Here is a 25860-nt window from a genome sequence, read left to right on the forward strand (position 1 = left end):
CGATTCTTGAGCCCGCGGTCGTCGTGGGTCTCCCCCGAGTCCGTCCACTGCTTGCCGACCGAAGGACGGGTCCGGTGTAGCAGCGCCCCTCCCCATGGCGCGGGGGCCGCTGGCCTGGGCGCTGGCCGCGTCCGTCGCCGCGGCGGCCGCGTTCGGCGGTGTGGCGTTGTGGCAGTACGAGCGCGCTGAGGACGCCGCGGCGCGTGCCGCCGTGGCGGAGGGGCGGGCAGGTGAGGTGGCGGGGGTGCTCGCCGCGCCCGACGCCAGGACGGCCACGGTGCGCGTCGCCGGTGGCACAGGCACCGTGGTGGTGTCGGCGGAGCGGGACCGGGCGGTGTTCGTGGCCTCGGGGATGCCCGCGCCGCCGGACGGCAAGGTGTACGAGTTGTGGTTCGACGACGGCGGGGCGATGCGGTCGGCCGGGCTGATGAACCCGGTGCTGCGCAGCCAGACCGTGCTGATGCGGGGTCCGGTGGGCGGGGCCTCGGGGGTCGGCGTCACGGTGGAACCGGCGGGCGGCTCACCCCGGCCGACGGGTGCGCCCGTCGCCCTGCTGAGCCTTCCCACGTAGAGCGACCGAGTCCGCGCGCCCCGGAGCGGGGTGGCCGCGCCGTCCGTGGATCCGGCAGGCGACCGCCCCGCCCGGGCGAAGGTCCCGACACCTCCCCCGCGTCTACCGCTTCTTCGGCGGCGTCGGGAAGAAGCCGTTCGTGCGCGCCACGTACTCGTCCCAGCCGGGTCGTCCCTCCATGTGCCGCTCCAGCATCCGCTTCCCGCTGCCGTTGACGAGGAGGAAGCTCATCACCACCGGGGCGATCACCGACACCACCGCCGGGGCCCGTCCGCCGTCGCAGGCGATGAGGAAGAGGCCCCACCAGACGCAGAAGTCGCCGAAGTAGTTGGGGTGGCGGGTCAGCTTCCACAGACCCTGGTCCATGATGCGGCCCCGGTGGGCGGGGTCGGCCTTGAAGCGGGCGAGCTGGGCGTCGCCCACGGTCTCGAAGAACATCCCCACCGCCCACACGGCCGTGCCCAGCCAGGCCAGGACGGAGACGGTGGGCGCCGCGTACTGGGCGGCCTGCACGGGGAGGGAGACCAGCCAGACGAGGGCGCCCTGGAGGAGGTAGACCATCCGCAGGGCGTAGAGGTTCCGGTTGCCGGGGGCCTTGTCGAGGAGTGCCGCGTAGCGCGGGTCCTCGCCGTGCCCCCGGCTCCGGCGCGCGATGTGCACGGCCAGCCGCAGTCCCCAGACGACGGTGAGGACGGTGACGAGGACCCGCCGGGCCGTGTCGCCCTCCCCGGCCGACGCGGCGAGGGTCACCACCGCGACGGCGGCGAAGGACGCGCCCCAGGCGACGTCCACGACCCGGTGCACGCCCTTGCGGACCGCGACCGCGAAGGTGACGGCCATGACGCCGAAGGCGGTCGCCGCGGCCCAGCCGAGGTTCGAGGCGAAGGCGCCCCACGCGAAGCCGGTCACGGCTGCTCCAGTCCCCGGTACCAGTCGGCGCCCTCGGGACGGGCCAGCCCGCTCGCGCCCGTGTCGGAGGGGCGGACGCAGAGGATCTGGTCCACGCCCATGCGCCGTTCCTCGAAGGCGAGTGCCCCGCCGACCAGGTAGAGCCGCCAGACGCGGGCGACCTCCTCGCCGACGAGGCGTACGACGTCGTCCCAGCGGCGTTCCAGGGTGCGGTGCCAGGCGGCGACGGTGCGCACGTAGTGCTCGCGCAGCGACTCCACCGAGCGCACCTCCAGGCCGGCCCCCTCCAGCAGCCCGACGGTCTCACCGAGCGGCCGCATGTGCATGTCGGGCGCGATGTACGCCTCGATGAAGGCACCGCCGCCCGGCGCGCGGTGACCTCGCGACATCTGCTGGACCAGCACCCGGCCCTCCGGCACGGCCAGCCGGTGCAGCGCGGCCGCGAAGGCGGGGTACTCGGCGTCGCCGACGTGCTCCCCCATCTCCACGGTGGCGACCGCGTCGTAGCCTGCGCCGGTGATGTCGCGGTAGTCCTGGCACACCACCTCGACCAGGTCCTGAAGTCCCCGCTCGCGGACCTGGTCGCGGACGTGGGCGGCCTGTTCGCGGGCGAGGGTGACGGCGGTGACGCGGACCTTGTGGCGTTCGGCGGCGTACAGCGTGAGGGAGCCCCAGCCGCAGCCGATGTCGAGCAGCCGGGCGCCGGGGCGCAGGCCGAGCTTGCGGCAGATCAGCTCCAGCTTGGCGCGCTGGGCGCGGACCGCCGCCGCGTCGGTGTCCTGGTCCTCGGCCGCCTCGCCGGTCCAGTAGCCGCAGGAGTAGGCCATGGTGTCGTCGAGGAGGAGGCGGTAGAAGTCGTTGGACAGGTCGTAGTGGTGGCTGATGGCGGCACGGTCGCGGGACTTGGTGTGGAGTGCGCCGCGCAGCCGGGCCTGGGAGGCGGGGGCGGGCGGCGGCGGTCCGACGGCGCCGAGCCGTACGGCCCCGGCGGCGGCGCGGGCCCGGTCGGCGAGGGTGAGGCGCGGGGCGTGCGTGCCCCGGGCGCGGGCGGCGGCCCATACGGTGCGCAGTCCCTCGGCGAGGTCGCCCTCGACGTCGATCTCGCCGGTGACGTACGCCTGGGCGAGGCCGAGTTCGCCGGGCTGCCAGAGCAGTCGGCGCAGGGCACGACGGGAGCGTACGACGACCACGGGGGCGCCGGGCGGGCCGGTCTCGCTGCCGTCCCAGGCGCGCAGCCGGACCGGCAGCCGGGTGCCGGCGGCCTCCTCGGCGAGGTCCGCGATCCGGTGGGCGGCGCCGCGCCGACTGGGGGAGGTGGTGCTCATGGGGCGGGGTTCTCCTTGGTGAGCAGGTACTGCTGGACGTCGAGGTAGCCGGAGCGGAAACCGGCCTCGGAGTAGGCGAGGTAGAAGGTCCACAGGCGCCGGAAGACCGCGTCGAAGCCGAGGGCGGCGACCTCGTCGGCGCGGTCGGTGAACCGCTCGCGCCACAGCCGCAGGGTCTCGGCGTAGTGCGCGCCGAAGGCGTCGCGGCGGGCGACGGCCAGCCCGGTGTGCTCGCGCACGGTCTGCTCGACGGCTTCCGTGGAGGGCAGCAGGCCGCCGGGGAAGATGTACTTCTGGATCCAGGTGTGGGTGTCGCGGCTGGCCAGCATCCGGTCGTGCGGCATGGTGATGGCCTGAAGGGCGGCCCGGCCGCCGGGGGCGAGGCGGGCTTCGAGGGTGCGGAAGTAGACGGGCCAGAACTCGGCGCCGACGGCCTCGATCATCTCCACGCTGACGATCGCGTCGTAGGTGCCGTGCGCCTCGCGGTAGTCGCGCAGTTCGACGGTGACGCGGTCGGCGAGGCCCGCCTCGCGCACGCGGCGCAGGGCGAGGTCGCGCTGTTCGCGGGAGAGGGTGAGGGAGGTGACGTGCGCGCCCCGGGCGGCGGCGCGCAGGGCGAGTTCGCCCCAGCCGGTGCCGATTTCCAGCAGCCGGGTGCCCTCGCCGACGGCGGCCAGGTCGAGCAGGCGGTCGATCTTGCGGTGCTGGGCGGCGGCGAGCAGGGACCACTCGGCGGGGAAGCCCCGGAAGACGGCGGCGGAGTAGCTGAGGGTGTCGTCGAGGAAGAGGGCGAAGAGGTCGTTGGACAGGTCGTAGTGGTGGCTGATGTTGTCGCGGGCGCCGTCGGCGGTGTTGCGGCGGGCGGCCGGCTGCCGGGGAGCCCACAGTCCGCGCAGGCGTTGCAGCGGGGCGGGGACCAGCTCGGCCGCGTGGGCGGCGAGCACGGTGAGGGCGCTCACCAGGTCGGGCGCGTCCCACTCCCCCGCCATGTAGGACTCGCCGAAGCCGATGAGTCCGCCGGTGCCGACGCGGGCGTGGAAGGCGTCGGGGTCGCGGATCTCGACGAGCGGGCCGCCCAGGCCGAGGGTCTCTCCCCCGGCGAGCCGGACGCGCAGCGGCAGGCGGCGCAGCGCGTGGCGTACGACGGCGGCGGCGACGGCCCGCACCGGCCGGGAGGCACGCGGTACGGCGGCCACGTCCGGCCAGCGGGCGGGGTCCACGACCCCCGTGTCCCGGATACGGCTCTCCAGGGCGCGGTTGTCCCGGGCGCGCGGGACGCGGGCGCGCGTGTCGGGGCGGTGGTCGGCTGTGGTCATGTGGGGATCTCCGGGTGGTGGTGGCTGCCGGGGCGGGGCCGTACCGGCAGCCCGCGCAGGAACAGTCGGATGCCGTGGAAGCGGATGGCGGCCGAGACGGCGAGGGTGGACCAGGGGTGGCGCAGGGCCAGGCGCAGCAGGGCGGCCGGGGTGGCCGCGCGTCGGGTCCCGTGCACCGTGGCGGTGAAGGGCGGGGCGCCGGGCCGGTCCAGGCGCAGGGACAGATGGAGACGTTCGCCGGGCAGCGGCAGCCGCATCTCGTAGCGGCCGTCCACCGGGAAGAACGGCGAGACGTAGAACTCCTTGTCCGTGGCGGCGACTTGGTCCGGACCCGGATGCAACAGGTAGGCGTGACGCTCGCCGTAGGTGTTGTGGACCTCCGCCACCACACAGCGCGGGGTGCCGTCGGCGCCGTGGCACCAGTACAGGGTCAGCGGGTTGAAGACATGGCCGAGGACGCGGGCGTGGGTGAGCATCACGACCCGGCCGCCCTCCAGGTCGATGCCGTGCCCGGCGAGGAAACCGTCGAGCGCGGCGCGGATGCTCGGGGCGTCTCCGGTGAAGTGGTCGCAGGCCCGGAAGCGCGCCAACGGCCCGGTGAGCCAAGGGAGTCGCGGCAGCCGGTCGGGGTCGACCAGCCACAGGTACGTGCGATGGCGCAGGGCGTACCGGAAGGGTGCCCTGCGCACATGGTGGATCGTGCAGGGGTACAGCGCGGGCACGGCGGGCACGGTCACCAGCGCACCCCCAGCGCGGCAGCCGCCTCCACCCCGCTGCGGCAGCCGTCCTCGTGGAACCCCCAGCCGTGGTAGGCGCCCGCGAACGCCGTGACGCCGGTGGCGAGTTCGGGCAGACGCTGCTGTGCGGCGACAGACTCCGGCGTGTACACGGGGTGTTCGTACGTCATCCGGGCCAGTACCCGCTCAGGGGACACCCGGTCCTCGCCGCCGAGCGTGACGATGTGGGGCTCGGCCGTGTCCAGACGCTGGAGGCGGTTCATGTCGTAGCTGACCCGCACCCGGTCGGCGCCCGCGTCGCAGGCGGGCATCAGGTAGTTCCAGGAGGCGCGGGCGCCCGGCGTACGGGGCAGCAGCGCGGTGTCCGTGTGCAGCAGGGTGCGGTTGCGGGAGTAGCGGAAGGCGCCGAGCAGCTCCTTCTCGCGCGGGGTGGCGTCGCCGAGGAGGCGCAGCGCCTGGTCGGGGTGGACGGCGACGACCACGTGGTCGTACGCGGCCGTGCTGCCGTCCTCGGCGATCACCTCGGCACCGTCCGCGTGCCGCAGCACGGTGCGTACCGGGGTGGCGGTGCGGACCTCGTGCAGCCCGGCTGCGACCCGGTCGACGTAGGTGCGGGAGCCGCCGGTGACGGTCCGCCACACCGGGGAGCCGGTCACGGAGAGCATTCCGTGGTGGTCGAGGAACCTGAACAGATAGGCGGCCGGGTAGCGTTGGGCGGTCCCCGCGTCGCAGGACCAGACGGCCGAGACCAGCGGGGTCATGAAGTGGGCGCGGAAATAGCGGGAGAAGCCCGACCGGTCGAGGAACTCCCCGAGGGTGAGCGCGGGTTCGCCCGCGCCGCCGTGGGCGAGGAGGCGGCGGGCCGCCCGGTGGAAGGCCGGGATCTCCGCGAGCATCCGCAGATACGGGCCGCGCAGCGCGTTGGACGGCTGGGCGAACAGCCCGCGCGGGCCACGCGCCCCGGCGTACTCCAGACCGCAGCCCTCGCACCGCACCGACATGCTCATCTCCGACTCCTGCGTGGCGACGCCGAGTTCGCGGAAGAGGCGGAGCAGGCGGGGGTAGGTGCGCCGGTTGTGCACGATGAACCCGGAGTCCACCCGCAGCGGAGGGCCCCCACCGGGCCGGGCGAGGTCGTGGGTGTGCGCGTGACCACCGAGGCGGGCGTCGGCCTCGTACAGGGTCACGCGGTGCGAGCGGGCCAGTACGTGGGCGGCGGTCAGCCCGGCGACGCCGCTGCCGACGACGGCGGTGTGACGCATGGATCGGTTCCTTTCGAGGGGCGACGGGAAAGGGGGGGCGCCGGAGGCTCAGCCCCAAGAGCCCTGGGACGAGGAGCGCGAAGGGGAAGAGCCCGGAGGGGAAGAGAAGGACGAGCGCTGCCCCGGCGCGCCGCTCTCGCACCGGAGCCGCTCCGAGGGCCGCGGGGGCGGCACGGCGACAGCGCCGGACCGCCGGACCGGAGCCGTGGCCCGGTCCCGCGCCACGCCGTCCACGACGGCCGGACGCGTCGGCCGACGGACGCCCGTCGCCGCGCGTGCGGTCCCCGTCGGCGCGGCGCACTCCGCGGCCGGCCCGCCCCTCGGGTACGGACCCCGCGGTCCTCGCTCGTCCTTCTCTTCATCCCTCACACCGGGAATCCGGTCCCGGCGGCCCGGCGGATTGGTCAATCACTCGATCAGGTGAAAGAAAGATCCCGGACCCATCCACCGGGCCGTCGGCTACGGATAGATGGCTCGACTCCCCTGGAATCCCGCGCCGCCCGGGGCGCGAACCGCCCGCCCCCGGCTTACGATCCCCTCGTGGCAGACATCCCCGACAGCCTGATCGCGCTGGAGCGTTCCGCCGAGATCGAACGGGCGAGGCTGGCCGGTCTCACCGGTGCCGAGTACGACGCGCAGCGGCAGCGCTGGCGCGCGGTCTACGACGCCGTACAGGACGCGCTCTCCTCCTACGCGACGGCGACGGGCGAGGACCGGGAGCGCCTGGAGGCGGCGGTCAAGGCGGCGGTGCGGTGCAGCCAGGAGGACCCCGCCGTGGAGTAGCCGCGCGTGCGGCGGCCCGCGTCCCGGGCCACGCTGGGGACATGTCCGCCACGCCCCCCGTAGTCGTGTACCCGCCCGCCGAGGACGGGGGACGCCGGGTGCGCGTCGGCGACCAGTTCGTGGGGATGGCGTACACGCTGCTGGACGTCGCCGAGTTCCTGCGCCGCGCGGGAATGGAGGACGTCGAGGCGTCCGACGTCGAGGCCGGCCCCTGGGTCGAGTGGCGGGGCGGCGGCCCGCAGACCTGGGCGCGGGACTGAGCACGGGCGGATGTCCGCGCGCCCCCGTCGGCTCCCCGCTCCTTCTGTGAACTCCCTTCCCTCACCGCGCACATGCTCCGGTGGCCGGGGTAACCGTGCGGTGGGATCATGAGGCGGAAGCGCCCGGGAGGCCGCTCGACATGTCCGCCCGCCCGCGACGAGGAGCGACTGTCATGCCAAAGCTGGTCGAGGACGCCATCAACGAGATCGGGAACATGCAGGTTCTCGACGGTCCGGCGGGCAAGGCCGCCGGTCTGGTGGGGCGCGCGACGCGCAGCGCCCCGGTCAAGGACGCGCTGTCCGGCACCTGGTTCGGCCACGCGCTGCACCCCGTGCTCACCGACCTGCCCATCGGCGCGTGGAGCATGGCCACCGTCCTGGACCTGACGACCGGAGAATCCGGCACCGCCGCCGCGCAGCGGCTCGTCGGCTTCGGGCTGCTCGCGACGGTGCCCGCCGCGGCGACCGGCGCGTCCGACTGGGCCGACACCTACGGCCCGTCACAGCGGGTCGGTCTGGTGCACGCGGTGGGCAACTCCGCCGCGACCGTGGTGCAGGCCGGCTCCTGGCTGGCGCGCCGCGCGGGTCACCACCGCGCGGGCGCGGCGCTGAGCCTGCTGGCCCTGGGCATCGCGGGCGGAGCCGCCTACCTGGGCGGTCATCTGTCGTTCGTCGACGGTGTCGGCGTCAGCCACACCGCGTTCCAGGAGCCCGCGTCGGACTGGACCGAGGTCGTGGCGCTGGCCGAACTCAGCGAGAACAAGCTCGTGCGGTGCGAGGCGGACGGCGTTCCGGTCGTCGTCGTACGGCACGACGGCAAGGTGTACGCGCTGTCGGACACCTGCACCCACGCGGGCGGCCCCCTGCACGAGGGCAAGGTCACCAGCGACGGGTGTGTGCAGTGCCCGTGGCACGGCAGCGAGTTCCGCCTGGACGACGGCGAGGCGGTCCGGGGTCCGGCGTCCGTGCACGAGCCGGACTGGGAGGTCAAGGTCGTCAGCGGCCGCGTCCACGTGCGGCCCGTACAGGTCTGACGGCTCGGATTGCCCGCGAACCCGCGGCCCGGGACCCGGCGCGAGGACAGCGAGCGCAGGCGCGTCTGCACGGTGGGTCATTCCACCCGTGACTTCGACGACGTGGTGGCGATGCTTCGCGAGAACGGCATCACCCATCTCGTGGACGTGCGCTCCTTCCCGTCCTCGCGCAAGTTCCCGCAGTGGAACCAGGAGGCCGTCGCCGCGGCCCTGCCGGACGACATCGAGTACCGCTGGATCCCCGCACTGGGCGGACGGCGGTACACGCCCAAGGACGTGCCGACCCCCAACGGGGCATGGCGGGTCAAGGCGTTCCGCGACTACGCCGACCACATGGCGACCGACGAGTTCCGCGAGGGCCTGGACGAACTGCTGGAGCTGGCCGGGCACGGCAAGCCCGCCCTCATGTGCAGCGAGGCGGTGCCCTGGCGCTGCCACCGCAGGCTGATCACGGACGCGCTGCTCGTCGCGGGCGCCGACGTCGACCACATCATGTCGGCCACATCGACGAGACCGGCCACCCTGGACCCTCTCGCGCACGTCGAGGACGGCCGCATCACGTATCCGCCGGACGAAGCGGCCGACGATCCGCGGGAACCGTCCCCCTGATCCTGACGTCCGTGGCGCCGCCCTGACCCGTACGGCACACCCGTTCACCACTCTGGCCCGCCCACGGCCCCGCGGCCGGGCGCGCCGTGCCGCCGGGGCGGATGATCGGGGCAGGAGACGGAGTCGGTCCGCGTGCGGTGTGCAGGGGAGTCGAGAGCGTGAGCCAGTGGCGGCGCGGCCTCCACCGCGCCTGGGAGTGGGTCGAGCTGCCCGCCCTGCTCCGGCGCGGCCGCGAGCTGGAGCTGATGCACCGCGCGATGGGCTTCGCCACGCTCTCTCTCGTGACGCTCGCCCCGCTGCTCATCGTGGTCGCGGCGGCCGATCCACTGGTGCGGGGCGGTTTCGCGTCGTGGCTGTCGGACGGCATGGGGCTCTCCGGCACGTCGGCGCAGGTGCTCACGGACGTGTTCAGCCCGCCGCGCGAGGTCATCGGCACCACCAGCGCGTGGAGCATCCTGATGCTGGCGCTGTTCGGCGTGTCCTTCGGCGGCAGCGTGCAGAACGCCTTCGAACGCGTGTGGGGGCTCCCGGCCGGTCCCTGGCACCGCGTCTGGCGGCAGGCGACGTGGCTCGCGGTGCTGATGGCGTACCTGTACCAGGAGGTGCAGACGAAATCGACGCTGCACGGCTCCCCCCGGATCGCGCTCACCACGCTCACCACGTTGCTGTTCTTCTGGTGGGGTCCGTGGTTCCTGCTCGGCGGCCAGGTCCGCTGGCATCTCCTGCTGCCCGGCGCGCTCGCCACCCTGGTCGGGCTCGCGGGGCTGCGGGCCTTCTCGACACTCGTCTTCACCCCGCTGATCGTCACCAACGCCCTGAGCTACGGCGCGGTCGGCACCGTCCTGGTGGTGTCGTCGTGGCTGATCGGGGTCGGGTTCGTGGTGTACGGCGGCGCGCTGTTCGGGCGCTGGTTCTGCGAGCACCACTGGCCGCGCTCGCACGACGAGGACGGTGACGAGGAGGAGCGGACCGGCAGCGGCCGGGACGACGAGAACCCCGAGGGCGACACGGGCTGAGCACCCAGCCCCCGGGCTCCTGCGGTGCGCGCGCCCCGGCGGCGGGGGCAGCATGGAGGTACGTCCCGGGCGCTCGTACCGGCGGTGGAGGTGGCGGGATGGCAGTGGACCCCTTCCTGGCGGACGACGGACACCGCCCCGACCAGCCGAGTCCGACCGGTCTGCTGGACATGCTGAGCGTGGCCGCCGTGGCGCTGGAGCCCTCCGGGCGGATCGTCTTCTGGTCGCCGCAGGCCGAGGACCTGTTCGGTTACAGCGCCGAGGAGGCGCTCGGGCAGTTCGCGGCGCGGCTGCTCATCGACCCCACCCAGCTCAAGGCCGCCGTGAACCTGTTCACCGAGGTGCTCCAGACGGGCCGGGGCTGGGCGGGCACCTTCCCGGTGCGGCACAAGGACGGCTCCAGCAGGCTGACCGAGTTCCGCACCATGCGGCTGCTGAACGACAGGGGCGAGGTCTACGCCCTGGGCATCGCCGCCGACCACACGCTGCTCCAGCGGGTGGAGACCGATCTGGCGCTGTGCGAGCGGCTGGTGAACCAGTCCCCCATCGGGCTCGCCCTGCTCGACCCGGATCTGTGCTACCTCCTGGTCAACCCGGCGCTGGAGCGGATCGACGGGATGCCGGCCGCGGAGCACATCGGGCGGCGACTGCGGGACACGATGCCGTTCCCGGACGTGGCCACGGTGGAGTCCGCGCTGCTCCAGGTGCTGGCCAGCGGGCTGCCGCTGCTCGACCAGTACCACGTGGGGCGGCTGCCGGGCGATCCCGACAACGAGCACGCCTGGTCGCTGTCGTTCTACCGTCTGGAGGACCCGCGCGGGCGGGTGCTGGGCGCGGCCGCCTCGGTGGTGGACGTCACCGAGCGGCACCGGGCCGCCGGGGAGGCGGACCGGGCGCGCAGACGGCTGGCGCTGATCGCGGACGCCTCGGCCCGGATCGGCACCACGCTGGAGGTACAGCAGACCGCCGACGAGCTGGCCGAGGTCGCGGCCCCCGAACTGGCGGACGTGGTCGCGGTGGACGTGCTGGACTCCGCGCTGGCCTGTCGTCGTACGAGCCGTCCGGACGAGGGGACCGAGCTGTTCCGGGCGCTCGCGCTGAAGGCGTCCCATTCCGCGGAGGCGTTGCGCGCCGCCGATCCGCCCGGTGACCTCGCGGCGTACGAGGGCGACCGGCTGGTGACGCTGTGCGTGCACACCGGGCGTCCGGTACTGGTGGCCCGGGTCGGCCCCGAGGACCTGCCGCGCATCGCGCGGGACGAGCAGGCCGGTGAGCTGCTGGCGCAGGCCGGGGTGCACTCGTATCTGGCCGTTCCGCTGATCGCGCACGGCGAGGTGCTGGGTGCGCTGGATCTGAAACGGACCCGCAATCCGCTGCCGTTCGACGACGACGACGTGGTGCTGGCGGCGGAGATCGCCGGGCGGGCCGCGGTGGCGATCGACAACGCGCGCTGGTTCCAGAGCGTGCGCAACACCGCGCTCACCCTCCAGCGCAGTCTGCTGCCCGACCACTCCCCCCGGCACACGGGCCTGGAGTTGGCTTCCCGCTACCAGCCCGCGCAGTCCACCAGCGAGGTCGGCGGCGACTGGTACGACGTGATCCCGCTGGAGGACGGCAAGACGGCGCTGGTGGTGGGTGACGTGATGGGCAACGGCATCGACGCGGCCGCCACGATGGGCCGGCTGCGCACCGCGACCTGTGCCTACGCGGACCTGGACCTCCAGCCGGAGTCGATCCTGCGCCACCTGGACAAGATCACCTGCGATCTGGAGCACTACATCGTCACCTGCGTGTACGCGGTGTACGACCCCACGACCGGGCGGTGCACCATCGCCAACGCGGGCCATCTGCCGCCCGCCCTGGCCCGGCCGGGAGAGCCGGCCCGGTTCGTGGAGCTGCCCACGGCCGCGCCGCTCGGGGTCGGCGGGGTGCCCTTCGAGGCGGCCACCGTGGAGCTGGCCCCCGGCGATCTGCTGGTGCTGTACACCGACGGGCTGGTCGAGACCCGCCAGCACGCCATCGACGACCGGCTGCGGACGCTGCTGGACTTCCTCGACGACCCCGCCCGACCGCTGGAGGAGACCTGCGACCTGCTGCTGTACGGGCTGCGCCACCCCGACGACCACGACGACGTGGCGCTGCTGGTGGCCCGCGCGCTGGAACCGGAGTAGCGCCCGGAGCGGGTCGGCGGTGCCTTCCGGTCCGCGTGGTGGGGCGCGCCGGGTGGTGCGACGCTGGGGTGGAGCAGGTGTCCGAGGAGGGAATCCAGGAGGGCCGATGGGACGCGACGTCCCGGCGCTCGTCTTCACCCGCGAGGACCGCCGCCGGTACCGGATCAAGATGCAGGAGTGTCTGGACGCGTTCGCGCAGATGCTCCGCGCGTCGCGCTTCGAGTCCGAGCGGCCGCGGGTCGGCCTGGAGATCGAGCTGAACCTGGTGGACTCCGGCGCGGAACCGGCGATGCGCAACGTCGACGTGCTGGAGGCCATCGCCGACCCTGCCTGGTCGACCGAGCTGGGCCGGTTCAACCTGGAGATCAACGTGCCGCCGCGCGGGCTGACCTCGGGCGGTCCCGACGCCTGGGAGGCCGAGATCCGCGGCGCGCTCAACCACGCGGAGGACCGCGCCCGTTCGGTGGGCGCGCGCCTGGTGATGATCGGCATCCTGCCCACGCTGCGCCAGGAGGACGTCGGGGAGAAGGCGCTGTCGGAGAACCCGCGCTACCGGCTGCTCAACGACATGGTGTTCGCGGCCCGGGGCGAGGATCTGCGCCTGGAGGTCGACGGGGTGGACCGGCTGCGCGCCTGGGCGGACACCATCACCCCGGAGGCGGCGTGCACCAGCACCCAGTTCCATCTCCAGGTCTCGCCGGAGGAGTTCGCGCCGTACTGGAACGCGGCGCAGGCCATCGCCGGGGTGCAGGTGGGGCTGGCCGCCAACTCGCCGTTCCTGTTCGGCCGGGAGCTGTGGCACGAGACCCGTATCCCGCTGTTCGAGCAGGCCACCGACACCCGCCCCGAGGAGATCAAGGTCCAGGGGGTGCGGCCCCGGGTGTGGTTCGGGGAGCGGTGGATCAACAGCGTCTTCGACCTGTTCGAGGAGAATCTGCGCTACTTCCCGGCGCTGCTGCCGCTGTGCGACGAGCAGGACCCCGGCGAGACCCTGGACCGCGGCGACATCCCGGAGCTGGGCGAGCTGACATTGCACAACGGCACCATCTACCGCTGGAACCGCCCGGTGTACGCGGTCGCGCACGACAAGCCGCACGTCCGCATCGAGAACCGGGTGCTGCCCGCCGGCCCGACGGTCGCGGACACCCTCGCCAACGGCGCGTTCTACTACGGTCTGACCCGCGCCCTGGTGGAGGAGGACCGGCCGGTGTGGTCGCGGATGTCGTTCGCGGCGGCCGAGGAGAACCTGCACACGGCGGCGCGCAACGGCATCGACGCGCTGCTGTACTGGCCGGGCATGGGCGAGGTGCCGGTGCCCGAGCTGGTGCTGCGGCGGCTGCTGCCGCTGGCGCACCGGGGTCTGGAGCTGTCCGGGATGGACGCGGCGTGGCGGGAACCGCTGCTCGGAATCATCGAGCAGCGCTGTGTCACGGCGCGCAACGGGGCGGTGTGGCAGAAGGAGGTGTTCCACCGCTTCGACGCGACCTCCGAGGCCGGCCGTCACGAGGCGCTGCGGCGGATGACCGAGACGTACATCGACTACATGCATCTCAACGCGCCCGTGCACACCTGGCCGGTGGACTGACGCCGGCGCAAGCACGGCAAACCGCACGCCGACCAGGGACACGTCTCCTCCCGCCTGCGAGGACGGTCCCGGTCCACCCCCGCATCGCGTTCCCCGATGCCCGCTGATCCACACGGCGGTGATCCGACGGACGGGCGGCCGATGTGCGGGACGTCGAACTGGCCCGGCGGATCTGGGCGATGGCACGCGCCCGGTCCCGGCTGCGCATCGGCCTGCCCGGCAGCGCTCGCCTTGCGAGCGCCCCGCGCGGAGGCCCATCCTGAGGGGGGGAGGCACGCCGACCACCGTATGGGCCGAGCGCTGACGGCTGCGGAGCCCGGGGGACCGCGGCCCGCGCGGGAAGCGGGTTCCAGATGAGGCTTGTCGTCGATCTCAACCGGTGCCAGGGCTTCGCGCAGTGCGTCTTTCTCGCGCCCGACGTCTTCGCCCTGCATGGCGACGAGGCGCTGCTGTTCTCCCCTCGCTTCGACGAGGCACAGCGTGACCGGGTGGAAAAGGCCGCGGCCGCCTGCCCGGTCCAGGCCATACTCGTCGACTACTCCGATGGACCGACCAAGGGTGTGGAGCCCCATGTCGGCTGACACGGACGTCGAAGTCCTGCGGCGACGCGGCCGCATCGTCGTCGTCGGTGCCTCGCTGGCCGGCCTGCGCGCGGCGGAGACCCTGCGCGAGCAGGGCTTCACGGGATCCCTGACCATGATCGGCGACGAGCCGTACGAGCCCTACGACCGGCCGCCGCTGTCCAAGCAGGCGCTGCTCGGGCGGGCACGGCCCGAGGACACGGCGCTGCCGCGGCGACGCGACATCGACGCCGAATGGCGGCTGGGCGTCGCCGCCGAGAGCCTCGACAGGGACGCCAAACAGGTACGCCTGGCGAACGGCGACACCGTCCCCTACGACCGTCTGCTGATCACCACCGGGACCAGAGCGCGGCCCTGGTTCCACCCGGAAGAGGCCGCGCTGGACGGGGTGTTCGTGCTTCGTACCCGCGACGACTCCGCACGCCTGCACCGGAAACTGACCGGAGGAGCGCCCCGGGTACTGGTGATAGGCGCCGGTTTCACGGGCTCCGAGGTCGCTTCCGCCTGCCGGGAACTGGGCCTTCAGGTCACGGTCGCCGAACGCGGCCCGGCACCACTGGTGGGCGCGCTCGGCGGGGTGATCGGCGCGGTCGCGGACCGGTTGCAGCGCAGGAAGGGTGTCGATCTGCGCTGCGGCATCAGCGTCACCGCCCTCGAAGGCGACTACGGTGGGCGGCTCAGGCGCGCCCATCTGTCGGACGGTACGGCGATCGACGTGGACGTGGCGGTCGTCTCGCTCGGTGCCGTCCGGAACACGGAATGGCTCGCCGGCTCGGGGGTGGCCGCGGGGCCACGGGGAATCGCGTGCGATGCCGGGTGCCGGGTGTTCGACGTGAACGGCATCGTCACCGACGACATCTACGCCGCCGGTGATGTCGCCCGCAGTCCCCACCCGCTGTTCGACTACCAGTTCCTGTCGCTGGAGCACTGGGGTAACGCGGTCGAGCAAGCCGAGATCGCCGCCCACAACATGATCTGTGCGGGTCCGGAGCGCCGCCCGCATCTGTGGCTGCCGATGTTCTGGTCCTCCCAGTTCGGTGTCAACATCAAGTCGGTGGGAGTTCCCTCGCTGGGCGACGAACTGGTCGTCGCCCAGGGGGCGCTCGACGGCGAGCGGTTCGTCGCGGTGTACGGGTACCGCGGGCGTGTCATCGCCGCGGTGTCCTTCGACGGTGCCAAGTGGCAGGGGTTCTACGAGCAGCAGATCGCGTCCGGCGCGCCGTTCCCGCCGGAGTACCGCACGGTCGACCGCCCCGCCCAGACCCTGCGGCCGGTCGACCCGGCCTTCCCGGATCCCCACCTGCCCACCCATGGGGCCACAGTCACGCTGACGGGCCACGCACCGAACGAACGGCGTGTCCGGTTCGTTCCGTCACGTGCCTGATCAACCGCCCTGTGCGGCCCGGAGCCCTCAGGAGAGACCATGATGCCCGGCACCATCTCCGCGCAGATCACCGACTACGCCCATCGGGCCGATCCGTACCCGCTCTACGCGGAACTGCGCGAGCAACCGGTCAGGCGGGAGGACGACGGCACCTATCTGGTCAGCACCTACTACGAGGTGCGGAGCCTGGCGAACGACCCGCGGCTGAGCAACGACACGAGCAACCGTGCGACCGGCTACGCCCGCCCGGGACAACCGGTGGAGGCCGGGCTGCCGCCCAGCTTCATCTTCACCGACCCGCCCGCGCACGACCGGCTGCGCGACACCATCAACCGGCCCTTCGGTCCCCCGCACAGCCCCAGATTCCTCGACGGTCTGCGCGCGGACCTCGCCAAGGCTGTCACCGAGTTGCTCGACGCCTTCGACGGAAAGGACCGGGTCGACATCGTCGAGGACTTCTCCTACCCCCTCCCCGTCACCGCCATCTGCAAGGTCCTCGGCGTGCCGCGGGAGGACGAACCGCGCTTCCACGCCTGGGCCAATGCCCTGGCGTCGTCGATCGATCCGCACCCCGGCGACGACGGTGGCCCGGAAAAGGCAGGTCGGGCACGCCAGGAGATGGGCGCCTACCTGGCCGGTCTGATCGAGACCAAACGCCGCCACCCCGGCCCCGGGATGCTCAGTGCGCTCGCCCCCGACATGACACCGGCAGACCTGGAGGCGACCGCGGTGCTGCTCCTGGTCGCCGGCCACGAGACCACCGTCAACGCGATCACCAATACGACCCTCACCCTGTTGCGCCACCCCGATGTCCTCCAGCGGTTCCAGAAGGATCCCGAGCTGGCCGTCCCGCTCATCGAGGAAGTGCTGCGGTACGAGCCCCCGGTCCAGTTCGTCCCGTGGACCACCGCCCTGGCCGACATCGAGATCGCCGGCACCACGATCCCCCAGGGCTCGCCGGTCTGGCTCATGCTGGCCGCGGCCAACCGCGACCCCCAACGCTTCAAGGACCCCGACCGGTTCGATCCCGACCGCAAGGACAACGAGCACCTCGGCTTCTACACAGGCATCCACTACTGCTTCGGCGCCCCCCTCGCCCGCATGGAACTCCATCTGGCGGTGCCCGAACTGTTCCGCCGGGTCACGTTCTCCGGGCTGCTCGAGGACCCGCCGCCGTACCGCGCCAACGCCGTACTGCGCGGCCCCCGCCACCTTCCCGTGGCGATCGAGGGCCTCACGGCCTGAGCGCCGCGCGGGCCGCTCACCGTGATCTGTCGGCTGGAGCGCACCCCGCCGCATCGAGGACGAGGCGGCTGTTGCAGGATCGGGTGTCAGGACCCGGCTCCAGGAGGCACCCCATCACCTTCACCACCATCGTCACGCACGAGGATCCGATCGGCCGGGGTCCCACGAATTACATGGTTCACGCCGATCTGTCGGACCGGCAGGACGGCTGGCGCGAGCAATTGTGGACCCGCCAGCTCAGCGAGGACACGTTCGAGGTGGCCTGCCTACCCTTCTTCACCTACGGAATCTGCTACCGCGACGTGGTGACGATCAACAGCGAACACCTGGTGATCAGGGTCGTCAGCAAGTCAGGCCACCGGACTCTTCGTGTCGCACTCGTCGTGGAACACGCGAACCGGGACCAGGTACACGAGTTCCTGCGCGGCAAGGCGGTCGACACCGGCCTGCCACATGAGTGGCTCAACGGCACCTATCTTGCCGTGAACCTCCCGCTCGGCTCGGATGAGGCATCCCTCGTCGAGGCATTGGAACCACTCGCCCGGGCCGGCGCCCTCCACTGGGAGATCGATTCCTGACCCGAAAGGCCCGGTGAGGTGTACCACGTCGCTGCTGTCTCTGCGGATGGCGGGACGCGGATCCGCAAGGCCGTGGCGGGGTTCCCCGGCTGATGGCGCCGGCCGCTGCCCGCGACTGGGCCCGCGCGATTGCCCTGACCGCCTTGACAGCGCCTCCGGTACGGCGGTTCAGCTCGGCTGCGCGGTGGGCATGATGGTGACCTGCTGAAGGTTCACGCGCGAGGGAAGAGCGGCCAGGAAGCCGACGACATCGGCGATGTCCTGCGGGGTGAGCCACTCCATGCCGCTCTCCTTGGAGTCGGCGAGCCACTGCAGCGTGCCCTCGTCGGTCACGTGGTTCTGCAGTTCGGTGCCGACGATCCCGGGTTCCAGAGCGGCCACGCGTACGTTCTTGGGTCCGAGCTCGACCCGCAGATGCCGGGACAGGTGGGTGACGAACGCCTTGGTGCCCGAGTACACCGCGAAGTTCGGGAAGATGTTCTGAGCGGCGATCGAGGACATGTTGACGAGATCGGCGACGCCGCGCTCCTGGGCAGCCTTGACGAGCTGCGGCGTGAAGGCGCCGATGACGTTCAGCAGCCCGGTGATGTTGAGATCGACCTGCTGCTGCCACTGGTCGGCCGCGCGCTCCTCGATGGGAGCGGGAAGCATGACGCCCGCGTTGTTGACCAGCAGGTCGGCGTCGCCGAGATCGTCGGCCACGCGGTCCGCGGCCGACTGGACGGCGGCGGCGTCGGTCACGTCCACCGCGATCGCCAGAGCGCGCCCGCCCTTCTCTCCGATGCGCTCGACGAGACCGTCGAGCCGCTCGGCGCGGCGCGCGAGGACCGCGACCTGAGCACCCATCGCCGCCAGACGTTCGGCAGTCGCCTCGCCGATTCCGCTGGAAGCTCCGGTGACGACCGCGACCCGGCCGTTCAAGGACTGGTCGGGCATGGCGGGAGTATTCATGGGACCCCTTCCGGCATGCAAGGAGATTCAGCGGCTCAGGCACCTGGGCGCGTCTTTTCGGCGCCGCCTCAAAGATACTTCAGAAGCGCATTCCGCACCTGCGGACAGGCGACTGGCCAAGTCCCTTCTCCTGCCGGTGAGTTGGCAGGCGCCGAGCACGCCCATTCATGGGGTCACGGATGGTGACGCCCTGTCCTGCGCTTTCCGTATCGCGGATCTCGCCTACCTCTGCAGTTCCAGCGCACGATGGACGGCGGCCACCACGACCGAACCCTCACCCACCGAAGAAGCCACACGTTTGACCGACCCCGAGCGGACATCACCGACAGCGAATACGCCCGGCACGCTCGATTCCAAATCCATGGGGCGGCCGTCCGCGGGGAAGGCCGAGGTGTCGGAGACTTGATGGCCCACGCGGATGAATCCCTTTTCGTCGGTCTCCAGGCAGCCCGTCAGCCATGACGTGTTCGGTACGGCCCCGAGCATCAGGAAAGCGTTGGAACTGGGCGTTACCTGCGACTCACCCGTGCAGTTGTCCCTCCAGCGCACTTGCTGCAGATGCCCCTTTCCCCGCAGTTCGACGACCTCGCTCCTCGTATGCACGGATATCCTGGCCGCCGCGTCTATGCGTCTGGACAGGTATTGCGACATCGAGTTCGAGAGCGCCGCCCCGCGAACCAGCATGCGTACGTGCTCCGCGACCTGGGACAGGAACACCGCGGCCTGACCCGCCGAGTTGGCACCGCCCACCACGAACACCTCCTCGCCCTGACAGCACGCCCCTTCCAGAGCCGTCGCGGCATAGTGAACGCCATTGCCCTCGAAACGAGGCAGTTCCGGCAGATCGAGACGCCGGTAGTGGGCGCCAGTGGCAACGATCACCGTACGGGCGGACAGCGCCTCCCCGTCGCCCATCCGGAGAGTCAGCGGGTTTCCGGAACAGTCGAGCCTCTCCACGGTGTACGGAAGGGCGATATGTGCCCCGAACTTCATAGCCTGCACCTGGGCACGTGTCGCCAGATCGCTTCCGCTGATCCCGAGCGGGAACCCGAGGTAGTTCTCGATCATCGACGAAGTTCCGGCCTGCCCTCCCGGAGCCGTGGACTCGACGACGACCGTGCTCAGCCCCTCCGATGCCGCGTACACCGCGGCGGCGAGGCCCGATGGCCCAGCACCCACCACGGCCACGTCCACCGTTCCCAGATCACCGATGTTCTCTCTGAGTCCCAGGCATTCCGCCACCTCGGAGATCTCCGGATTCTGCATGTACGTTCCGGGGCGGCAGATGACGACCGGCCAGCGGGCGTCGGGCTTCACGCCGTAGTCCCGCAGCACTCCGGCCGTCTCGGCCTCACCGGGGTCGATCTGGCGCACCGGGTAGTTGCTGCGGTCCAGGAAACTACGGATCCTCAGCATGTCGCCCGAATCGGCAGGACCCGCGAGAAGAACGGTTCCGAGACCCATGTGAACGTATCGCAGCCGCCGTTGCATGAACGCCTGGAGGACAATTTGCGCAATGTCGGGCTCGTTCGCTATCAATGTCCGCAGTTGGGCCGGGCGCAGGCGAATTACGGCGCAATCCTCGCGCGCCACCGCCTGTACGAGCGATTTCTGTCGATGCAGCAGGGACAGCTCACCGGTGAACTGTCCCGCGGCCAGCACGGCGACGGTCCGGTCTTCGACGGAATCACCAGGGTTTCCCTCCTGGTAGATGTCGATCACTCCGTCCAGAATCATGAAGAAATCGAAACCCGTCGTTCCGCGACTGTAGAGGATCTGCCCCCGCTCCAATGTGTCGGCGCTTCCGTATTCACGGACCCGGTTCACCTGGTCCTCGGAAAGCACCGGAAAGGTGTCCTCGTCCATGCTGACCCGGACAGAACCGTCATCGCTCGTCATGTCGTCCATCTCCCGAGCAGGTCGGTGTACCGGGTGCCCCGGCTCCCCATGCCACCAGTGTGCTCCCGCACGGGGAGACATGGCACCCGGGGCGCGAAATCGGCACCCTCCGTAAATACCGCGCGATCTCGCCGCCATATTCCACTTGGACGAGCACGCCGGATTATTGGACGGCAGCACCTTGTTCGCGCCCTGTTCGCCGCACCTTGATGAAGGCCTCATTGTGCGAGTTGCTGCCGTTCTCCTGCCGCGTTAGCTTGAGTGGGACTGCCGGAAGCCGCCATCCGACGACTCGTCACCCCTACCTTCAAATAAATGAGGAGAAGATTCGTGGCTGACATTCTTTTCGTGATGACTGGTGCGAGCTACTGGACACTCCGGGACGGTCACCGCCACCCGACCGGTTATTGGGCCGAGGAGTTCGTGGCGCCTTACACCGCGTTCACGAGGGCCGGACACAAGGTCACCGTCGCGACGCCGGGAGGAGTCGTCCCCGTCGTGGACACGATGAGCCTGCGGCCGAGCATGACCGGCGGCGAGGAGAACTCCCTGCAGCTGGAGTCCGCCATCGAGGCGGCCGAGGAGCTGCGCCATCCGGTGCGCCTCGACCAGGTCGGCATCGACGACTTCGACGCGGTGTACTACCCCGGAGGGCACGGGCCGATGGAGGATCTCTCCTCCGACGCGGACTCCGCCCGGCTGCTGCGCGAGACCCTGGCGTCGGGCAAACCTCTGGGCATCGTCTGCCACGCTCCGGCCGCGCTCCTCGCCACCCGTGACGAGAACGGGACCACACCCTTCGCCGGTTACCGTGTGGCCGGGTTCAGCAACGAGGAGGAAGCCGGTGTCGGATTCGCCGACCGGGCCAAGTGGCTGCTCGAGGACGAGCTGAAGAAGCTGCCCACGGAGTACTCGCGGGGCCCGGTGTGGGAGCCGTACACGGTGGTGGACCGCACTCTCCACACGGGTCAGAATCCCGCGTCGTCCGGACCGCTGGCCGAGGAAATGCTCAAGGTTCTCACCTGAGGATTCCGCCGGGCACGGGACGTGACGCCGTCGCATTCACCGGCCGCCGGTCCCGGAGCGGCCACGGACGGGACACCGACCTCCAGCACCCGAAAGGGAACCAGCCATGGCCCTCGAACACATACTCCCGGGGCGCATAGGCTTCGGCACGGCCCCCCTCGGGAACATGTTCCGCGCGGTCTCGGACGAAGAGGTGTCGGCGACGCTCGACGCGGCCTGGGACCAGGGCATCCGCTACTACGACTCGGCGCCGCTGTACGGTGCCGGACTCGCCGAGATCCGCCTCGGCGAACTGCTGTCGGAGAAGCCGCGGGACGAGTTCGTGCTGTCCTCGAAAGTGGGCCGGGTGATCCTCGACGAGGTCGAGTCCGGCAACAGGGACCTGGGCGACAAGGGCGATCTCTTCGCTCATGGGAGGCCCAACAAGATCGTGCACGACTGGACGGCCGACGCGACCGAGCGCTCCATCGAAGGCAGCCTGCGACGTCTCGGAGTGGACCGGCTGGACATCGTCTGGGTGCACGACATCGCCCAGGACTTCCACGGCGACCAATGGCTCGGCAAGTTCGAGGAGGCGCGGACGGGTGCCTTCCGGGTCCTGTCCCGTCTGCGGGACGAGGGCGTCATCAGGGCCTGGGGGCTCGGGGTCAACCGCACCGAACCCGTCGAGATCACCCTCGAACTGGACGAGCCCAAGCCCGACGGCTTCCTGCTGGCCGGCCGGTACACCCTGCTGGACCACGCGCACGCCCTGGAACGGCTCCTGCCGATGGCGGAACAGCAGGACGTCGGCATGGTCGTCGGCGGCCCCTACAGCTCGGGCATCCTCGCCGGCGGTACCAACTTCGAGTACCAGGACGCGCCCCCGGAGATCGTCGAACGGGTCAAGCGCATCAAGGAGATCGCCGACCGGCACGGCGTCCCGATCAAGGCCGCGGCGCTCCAGTTCTCCCTCGCCCACCCGGTGAGCGACGCGGTCATCCCCGGCGCGACCAAACCCGGTCGCATCAGCGAGGATCTCTCCGCCCTGGGCGCGGACGTCCCCGTCGAGTTCTGGCGGGAACTGCGCGAAGCCGGCCTCGTCAGCCCACTGGCACCCCTGCCCGGCGGCGCCTGAAGTCCCCAACGCGGAGGCGGTGCGACCGGAATGATCCTCGGGGTCGTCTTCGCCGTCCTGGCCGCTGCCAGCAATGCCCTGGGCACGGTGCTGCAACGGCGAGCAGTGGTCCACGTGCCCGATTCCCGGGGGCGGGGACTGGGCCTCGTCGGCGACCTGCTGCACAACCCGGCCTGGTTCGTGGGGATTCTGGGCACCGTTCTCGCCGCGCTGTTCCAGGCCCTCGCCCTCCTCTCGGGGTCGCTGGCCACCGTCCAGCCGATCTTCATCCTCGAACTGCCGCTGGCTCTCGTCTTCGGCAGCGTGGTGTTCCGGGCCGGAGTCTCGCGGAAGGCATGGGGATGCGTGATCTGCATCTTCGCCGGCCTCGCCGTCGCTCTGTTCGCGGCCGCTCCCTCAGGGGGACGGCCCCAGGTGCCGGGCATGGCGTGGGTGCCGACGCTCCTCGTCCTCGGCGGACTCGGCGCGGCGTTCGTCGTCCTCGGACTGCGGCGCCCGCAAGGAGCCGCGCGGGCCGCCTACTTGGCGCTCGCTGCGGCGATCGGCAACGCGCTCACGGCAGCCTTGGTGAAGTCCTCGATGTACGTCCTGTCCCAGGAGGGAGCGGCGGGCTTCTTCCTTGCCTGGCAGACCTACGCGTTCGCGATCGCCGGGTCGTTGTCCGTCCTTCTGCTCGGCTATGCGATGCAGGGAGGCCCCCTCATCGGCTCCCAGCCGGCGCTGACGCTCGGTGACGCCTCGGTCAGCTTCTTCCTCGGGGTGACGCTCTACGCTGAGTCGCCCCGCGGCGGCTGGTGGCTCGTCCCGGCGCTCGCGGGAGCGGCTCTGGTGGTCTACGGGGTGTTCGCGCTCTCCCGCACCCGCTGCCTCACCAGGTGTGTCAACCCCGCGGAGGGGAACCGGGACGAGCCCCGGCACGGGCGGTCGGCGGCCGAAGCCCTGTGACGTCCGCGCGGAGCCTGCGCCCTCGTGCGCGCTGTCGCCGCATGGACGCCGCGGCGGCACGGACGGGACCGTCGATCTCCGCCTGGAGGCGGCGCATCGTGTCGAGGTGGTCTGCCGTCCACACCATCCTCACGGCCGTCGCCGCTCCCTGTTCCGTGCCCGCCGTCAGATCGTGGCTCACGCTCTCGTGAAGGGCCGCGGCCACGACGGGACGACTCGGCGGGCGACCGGGCGCGTCCCCCTCCCCGGCCAGCGCGCGGCCGGCCGACTCGAACCACGAGGTGACGGACTCGCACGAGTCGAGGATCTCGTGTCCGGCCGCCGCCCGGCCGTTCTCGGGGGCGCGTCCCGCGCGTGACCACAGATCGGTGACGGCGCCGGCGGTCAGCCGGAGGATGGTGACCGCGTCCACCAGCGCGGTCGCGTCGGCCAGGGCGAGGTGCTTGGTGCCGCGTTCGGCCAGGTACTCGCGGAACGCGTCGTCGAGCCGGCGGGCTGAGGCCAGCGCCCGCCGCCGGTCGTCTTCGCAGGAAGCCGGTTGCGAGGCTCCTGCCCTGTCGCAGAGCGCCAGCCCCGTCACGACGGCACTGCGCAGATACCGCGCGCCGTCGCCGAGGGCGTCGCAGAGCACCCGGCCCAGTGCGGCCGCGGCACCCAGTGGCCAGAACAGGAGGCAGACCACCAGGCTGACCGCGCATCCGAGGGCCACGTCCTCGATCCTGACCAGTCCGAGCTGCCACCCCTCGGGGTGGATGATGCTGAACAGGACCAGCAGCACGACGGTGAACCCGGCCTGTCCGGCGGTGAACGCGGTGACGGCGGCCTCCATCCCCACGAGGATGATCGCCAGGGGCAGCAGCAGCCACAGAACGAGGGGATGCGCGCCCAGCACCAGGATGAGGGGTACGCCCACGACGAATCCGAGTACCGTGCCGAGCAGGGCCCGTTGGACCGTCTGGCCCGTGCTGACGGCGTTGGAGCGCAGGACGGCGAGCGTGCCGGAGGCCACCCAGAAGGCGTGGTCCAGACCGGTCAGGTGGGCGATCACCACTGCCAGACTCAGCGCCGCCGCCCCGCGCAGGCTGTTGTGGAGCCAGACGGAGTTGCGGCTCAGGTGTGCCGCGAAGCGTTCCTGTGCGGAGGACAGGGCGGAGTCGCTCCCCGGAGGACGACGGCCGAGCAGCCGGTCCCGCCTGCTGCGCTGCCGCGCGGTGACGGCGAGCTGGACGTTGCCCGCGATCGCACGCACGACGAAGCTCATGTTCTGAACCCGGAGACTTGGCCCGAGCCAACCGATCAAGGCGTCGGTCGGCCCGGGAGCGCGGGCCGGCCCGCTCCCCCGGTCGGCGCGGGTCACCGGGGCGGCGGACCGCCGGGGCAGGAGCCCGATCATGGACTCCTCCAGTCTCGCCCGAGCCTCTTCGAGCCGGGTGACGTAGGGATCGAGACCGTGCGGCACCGAGACATCGGCCTGCAGCAGCGTCGCACTGTGGTCCAGGAGCTCCACCGTCGCCATCTTGGTCTCGCACACCATGAGCTCGCTCAGCCGGTCCCTGCTCCTCGGCGGGTCCTGGTGCAGTACGCAGCCGAGCCAGATCACCTGGTCCACCAGCCGGACCACGGCCCGGGACGCCAGCGACAGCCCGGAGGGCCGGTACGGGGTGCCGTAGAAGGTCTTCCGCAACTCGGCCACGCCCTCCTCCGCCTGTCGCACCGCGGTTTCGAGGGCCTGTTCGTGCGCGGTCGGGTCGGGGGCACAGTCGACCTCGGCGCGCAGTCTGCCGGCGAGCAGGGCACAGGCCCGGGCGGCGGCCGCGCGCAGCGGCTCCCTGGCGGGGGCCGGCCACATGAGGGTGACGGCGATCATCGAGGCCGCCCCGCCCACCACCCACCCGATCGTGCGCTCGGGGATCGAGTCGAGGGGCCCGCCCAGCGTCACCGGCAGGATGTAGGCGAACAGGAGTGACATGGTCGCGCTGGCCAAGGCGGAGCTGACGATCCCGGAGAACAGGACGCAGAACGCGAGGACGAAGGTCAACGCTCCCGTCAGCCAGAGCGTCTGGCCGGCCAGGGTGCCCAGGCAGATCATGACCGTGGTGGCCAGGATCAGCGCCGCCTGTCCGGCGATCCGCTCGCGCATCGGGCCGCCGAAGTCCACGAACAGCGTCAGCACCAGCGAGCCGAAGGCCGCGAAGACCGCGATGTCCGGCCGGCCCAGACCGAAGTACGTCACGGCCAGGACGGAGGGTGTCAGGATCGCCGCCCGCAGCGCCCGGCGCAGCGCCGCCAGTCCCGGATCGCGACCGCGCAGCCACGTGAGCGCGCCGCCCGGAGTCCGGCCGGGGCGGATGCGCCCACCGTCACGTCTCCCTCTCGTCACCCGCCCACCCAGACGCTCGTGGCGTTCATGACCTCGCGCATACCGAGGTCCGACAGTTCCTGGCCGTAGCCACTGCGGTTGACTCCGCCGAGGGGGATCTCCGGGTAGCTGGTGGTGTGGCCGTCGCCGAAGGCCATGCCCGACCGGACATCGCGCGCGAACAGTGCGCGTCCTTA

General features: G+C 71.6%; 24 protein-coding genes. 15 read left to right on the top strand and 9 right to left on the bottom strand.

What is annotated here, in order from left to right:
- Positions 1-94 precede the first annotated feature (94 nt).
- Positions 95-571 carry an anti-sigma factor gene (locus tag ACWEEU_RS28890; RefSeq protein WP_451736306.1) on the top strand — a complete coding sequence of 159 codons (477 nt, stop codon included), beginning with the start codon at positions 95-97 and terminating at the stop codon, positions 569-571.
- Positions 572-673: 102 nt separating this feature from the next.
- On the opposite strand, the gene ACWEEU_RS28895 is transcribed toward ACWEEU_RS28890, so the two are convergent.
- The 5 genes from ACWEEU_RS28895 to ACWEEU_RS28915 are packed head-to-tail and all read right to left on the bottom strand — an operon-like array spanning position 674 to position 6120.
- Complete coding sequence (locus ACWEEU_RS28895) at positions 674-1480, bottom strand: DUF1295 domain-containing protein (RefSeq protein WP_451736309.1); 807 nt, start codon at positions 1478-1480, stop codon at positions 674-676.
- Positions 1477-2805 (bottom strand): class I SAM-dependent methyltransferase, encoded by a 1329-nt coding sequence (locus tag ACWEEU_RS28900; protein WP_451736312.1) that lies wholly within the window; start codon positions 2803-2805, stop codon positions 1477-1479. The genes ACWEEU_RS28895 and ACWEEU_RS28900 overlap by 4 nt, the downstream gene beginning before the upstream one ends.
- On the bottom strand, positions 2802-4121 hold the full coding sequence (locus tag ACWEEU_RS28905; protein WP_451736314.1) for a class I SAM-dependent methyltransferase: 1320 nt from the start codon (positions 4119-4121) through the stop codon (positions 2802-2804). The genes ACWEEU_RS28900 and ACWEEU_RS28905 overlap by 4 nt, the downstream gene beginning before the upstream one ends.
- Positions 4118-4858 (bottom strand): DUF1365 domain-containing protein, encoded by a 741-nt coding sequence (locus ACWEEU_RS28910; protein WP_451736317.1) that lies wholly within the window; start codon positions 4856-4858, stop codon positions 4118-4120. Before ACWEEU_RS28910 ends, ACWEEU_RS28905 begins: the two co-directional genes overlap by 4 nt.
- Positions 4855-6120: an NAD(P)/FAD-dependent oxidoreductase gene (locus ACWEEU_RS28915; protein ID WP_451736319.1), complete on the bottom strand. Its 1266-nt coding sequence runs from the start codon at positions 6118-6120 to the stop codon at positions 4855-4857. The genes ACWEEU_RS28910 and ACWEEU_RS28915 overlap by 4 nt, the downstream gene beginning before the upstream one ends.
- Before the next feature lie 540 nt (positions 6121-6660).
- On the opposite strand from ACWEEU_RS28915, the gene ACWEEU_RS28920 reads away from it, so the two are divergent.
- The 11 genes from ACWEEU_RS28920 (at position 6661) to ACWEEU_RS28970 (ending at position 17366) form a co-directional block, all read left to right on the top strand.
- Positions 6661-6903, top strand: coding sequence for a hypothetical protein (locus tag ACWEEU_RS28920; protein ID WP_385750448.1), 243 nt, complete (start codon positions 6661-6663; stop codon positions 6901-6903).
- Positions 6904-6944: 41 nt separating this feature from the next.
- Complete coding sequence (locus ACWEEU_RS28925) at positions 6945-7163, top strand: hypothetical protein (RefSeq protein ID WP_451736321.1); 219 nt, start codon at positions 6945-6947, stop codon at positions 7161-7163.
- A gap of 173 nt (positions 7164-7336) precedes the next feature.
- Positions 7337-8197, top strand: coding sequence for a Rieske 2Fe-2S domain-containing protein (locus ACWEEU_RS28930; protein WP_385750454.1), 861 nt, complete (start codon positions 7337-7339; stop codon positions 8195-8197).
- A gap of 72 nt (positions 8198-8269) precedes the next feature.
- The gene (locus ACWEEU_RS28935) at positions 8270-8806 is read left to right on the top strand and encodes a DUF488 domain-containing protein (protein ID WP_385750457.1); all 537 of its coding nucleotides are present in this window, start codon (positions 8270-8272) and stop codon (positions 8804-8806) included.
- Positions 8807-8964: 158 nt separating this feature from the next.
- The gene (locus ACWEEU_RS28940; protein ID WP_385750460.1) at positions 8965-9822 is read left to right on the top strand and encodes a ribonuclease BN; all 858 of its coding nucleotides are present in this window, start codon (positions 8965-8967) and stop codon (positions 9820-9822) included.
- 98 nt (positions 9823-9920) lie between these two features.
- The gene (locus tag ACWEEU_RS28945; RefSeq protein WP_451736324.1) at positions 9921-11993 is read left to right on the top strand and encodes a SpoIIE family protein phosphatase; all 2073 of its coding nucleotides are present in this window, start codon (positions 9921-9923) and stop codon (positions 11991-11993) included.
- 106 nt (positions 11994-12099) lie between these two features.
- Positions 12100-13578 carry a glutamate--cysteine ligase gene (locus ACWEEU_RS28950; RefSeq protein WP_385750465.1) on the top strand — a complete coding sequence of 493 codons (1479 nt, stop codon included), beginning with the start codon at positions 12100-12102 and terminating at the stop codon, positions 13576-13578.
- 353 nt (positions 13579-13931) lie between these two features.
- A complete protein-coding gene (locus tag ACWEEU_RS28955; protein ID WP_451736327.1) occupies positions 13932-14159 on the top strand; it encodes a ferredoxin in 228 nt (75 codons plus the stop codon).
- On the top strand, positions 14149-15543 hold the full coding sequence (locus ACWEEU_RS28960; RefSeq protein ID WP_451736329.1) for an NAD(P)/FAD-dependent oxidoreductase: 1395 nt from the start codon (positions 14149-14151) through the stop codon (positions 15541-15543). Before ACWEEU_RS28955 ends, ACWEEU_RS28960 begins: the two co-directional genes overlap by 11 nt.
- 39 nt (positions 15544-15582) lie before the next feature.
- Positions 15583-16788, top strand: coding sequence for a cytochrome P450 (locus tag ACWEEU_RS28965; protein WP_451736330.1), 1206 nt, complete (start codon positions 15583-15585; stop codon positions 16786-16788).
- Positions 16789-16859: 71 nt separating this feature from the next.
- Positions 16860-17366 (top strand): DUF4265 domain-containing protein, encoded by a 507-nt coding sequence (locus ACWEEU_RS28970; RefSeq protein WP_451736333.1) that lies wholly within the window; start codon positions 16860-16862, stop codon positions 17364-17366.
- 168 nt (positions 17367-17534) lie between these two features.
- Here ACWEEU_RS28970 and ACWEEU_RS28975 read toward each other — a convergent pair whose 3' ends face one another.
- Complete coding sequence (locus tag ACWEEU_RS28975; protein WP_451736336.1) at positions 17535-18302, bottom strand: SDR family oxidoreductase; 768 nt, start codon at positions 18300-18302, stop codon at positions 17535-17537.
- A 237-nt stretch (positions 18303-18539) separates the two neighbouring features.
- On the bottom strand, positions 18540-20225 hold the full coding sequence (locus ACWEEU_RS28980; RefSeq protein WP_451736338.1) for an FAD-dependent oxidoreductase: 1686 nt from the start codon (positions 20223-20225) through the stop codon (positions 18540-18542).
- Positions 20226-20546: 321 nt separating this feature from the next.
- Between ACWEEU_RS28980 and ACWEEU_RS28985 the strand changes: the two genes are divergently transcribed.
- The 3 genes from ACWEEU_RS28985 to ACWEEU_RS28995 all read left to right on the top strand — a co-directional run bounded on the left by ACWEEU_RS28985 (position 20547) and on the right by ACWEEU_RS28995 (position 23304).
- Positions 20547-21242 carry a type 1 glutamine amidotransferase domain-containing protein gene (locus tag ACWEEU_RS28985; protein WP_385744705.1) on the top strand — a complete coding sequence of 232 codons (696 nt, stop codon included), beginning with the start codon at positions 20547-20549 and terminating at the stop codon, positions 21240-21242.
- A 106-nt stretch (positions 21243-21348) separates the two neighbouring features.
- Positions 21349-22359, top strand: a complete 1011-nt coding sequence (locus tag ACWEEU_RS28990; protein ID WP_451736341.1) for an aldo/keto reductase — start codon at positions 21349-21351, stop codon at positions 22357-22359.
- 30 nt (positions 22360-22389) lie between these two features.
- The gene (locus ACWEEU_RS28995) at positions 22390-23304 is read left to right on the top strand and encodes a DMT family transporter (protein ID WP_451736344.1); all 915 of its coding nucleotides are present in this window, start codon (positions 22390-22392) and stop codon (positions 23302-23304) included.
- On the opposite strand, the gene ACWEEU_RS29000 is transcribed toward ACWEEU_RS28995, so the two are convergent.
- Both ACWEEU_RS29000 and ACWEEU_RS29005 read right to left on the bottom strand, forming a co-directional pair.
- Positions 23240-25684: an FUSC family protein gene (locus ACWEEU_RS29000; protein WP_451736347.1), complete on the bottom strand. Its 2445-nt coding sequence runs from the start codon at positions 25682-25684 to the stop codon at positions 23240-23242. The genes ACWEEU_RS28995 and ACWEEU_RS29000 overlap by 65 nt on opposite strands.
- Positions 25681-25821 carry a hypothetical protein gene (locus ACWEEU_RS29005; protein WP_451736350.1) on the bottom strand — a complete coding sequence of 47 codons (141 nt, stop codon included), beginning with the start codon at positions 25819-25821 and terminating at the stop codon, positions 25681-25683. Before ACWEEU_RS29005 ends, ACWEEU_RS29000 begins: the two co-directional genes overlap by 4 nt.
- Between the last annotated feature and the right edge of the window lie 39 nt (positions 25822-25860).

This window comes from Streptomyces sp. NPDC005004 (assembly GCF_053600675.1).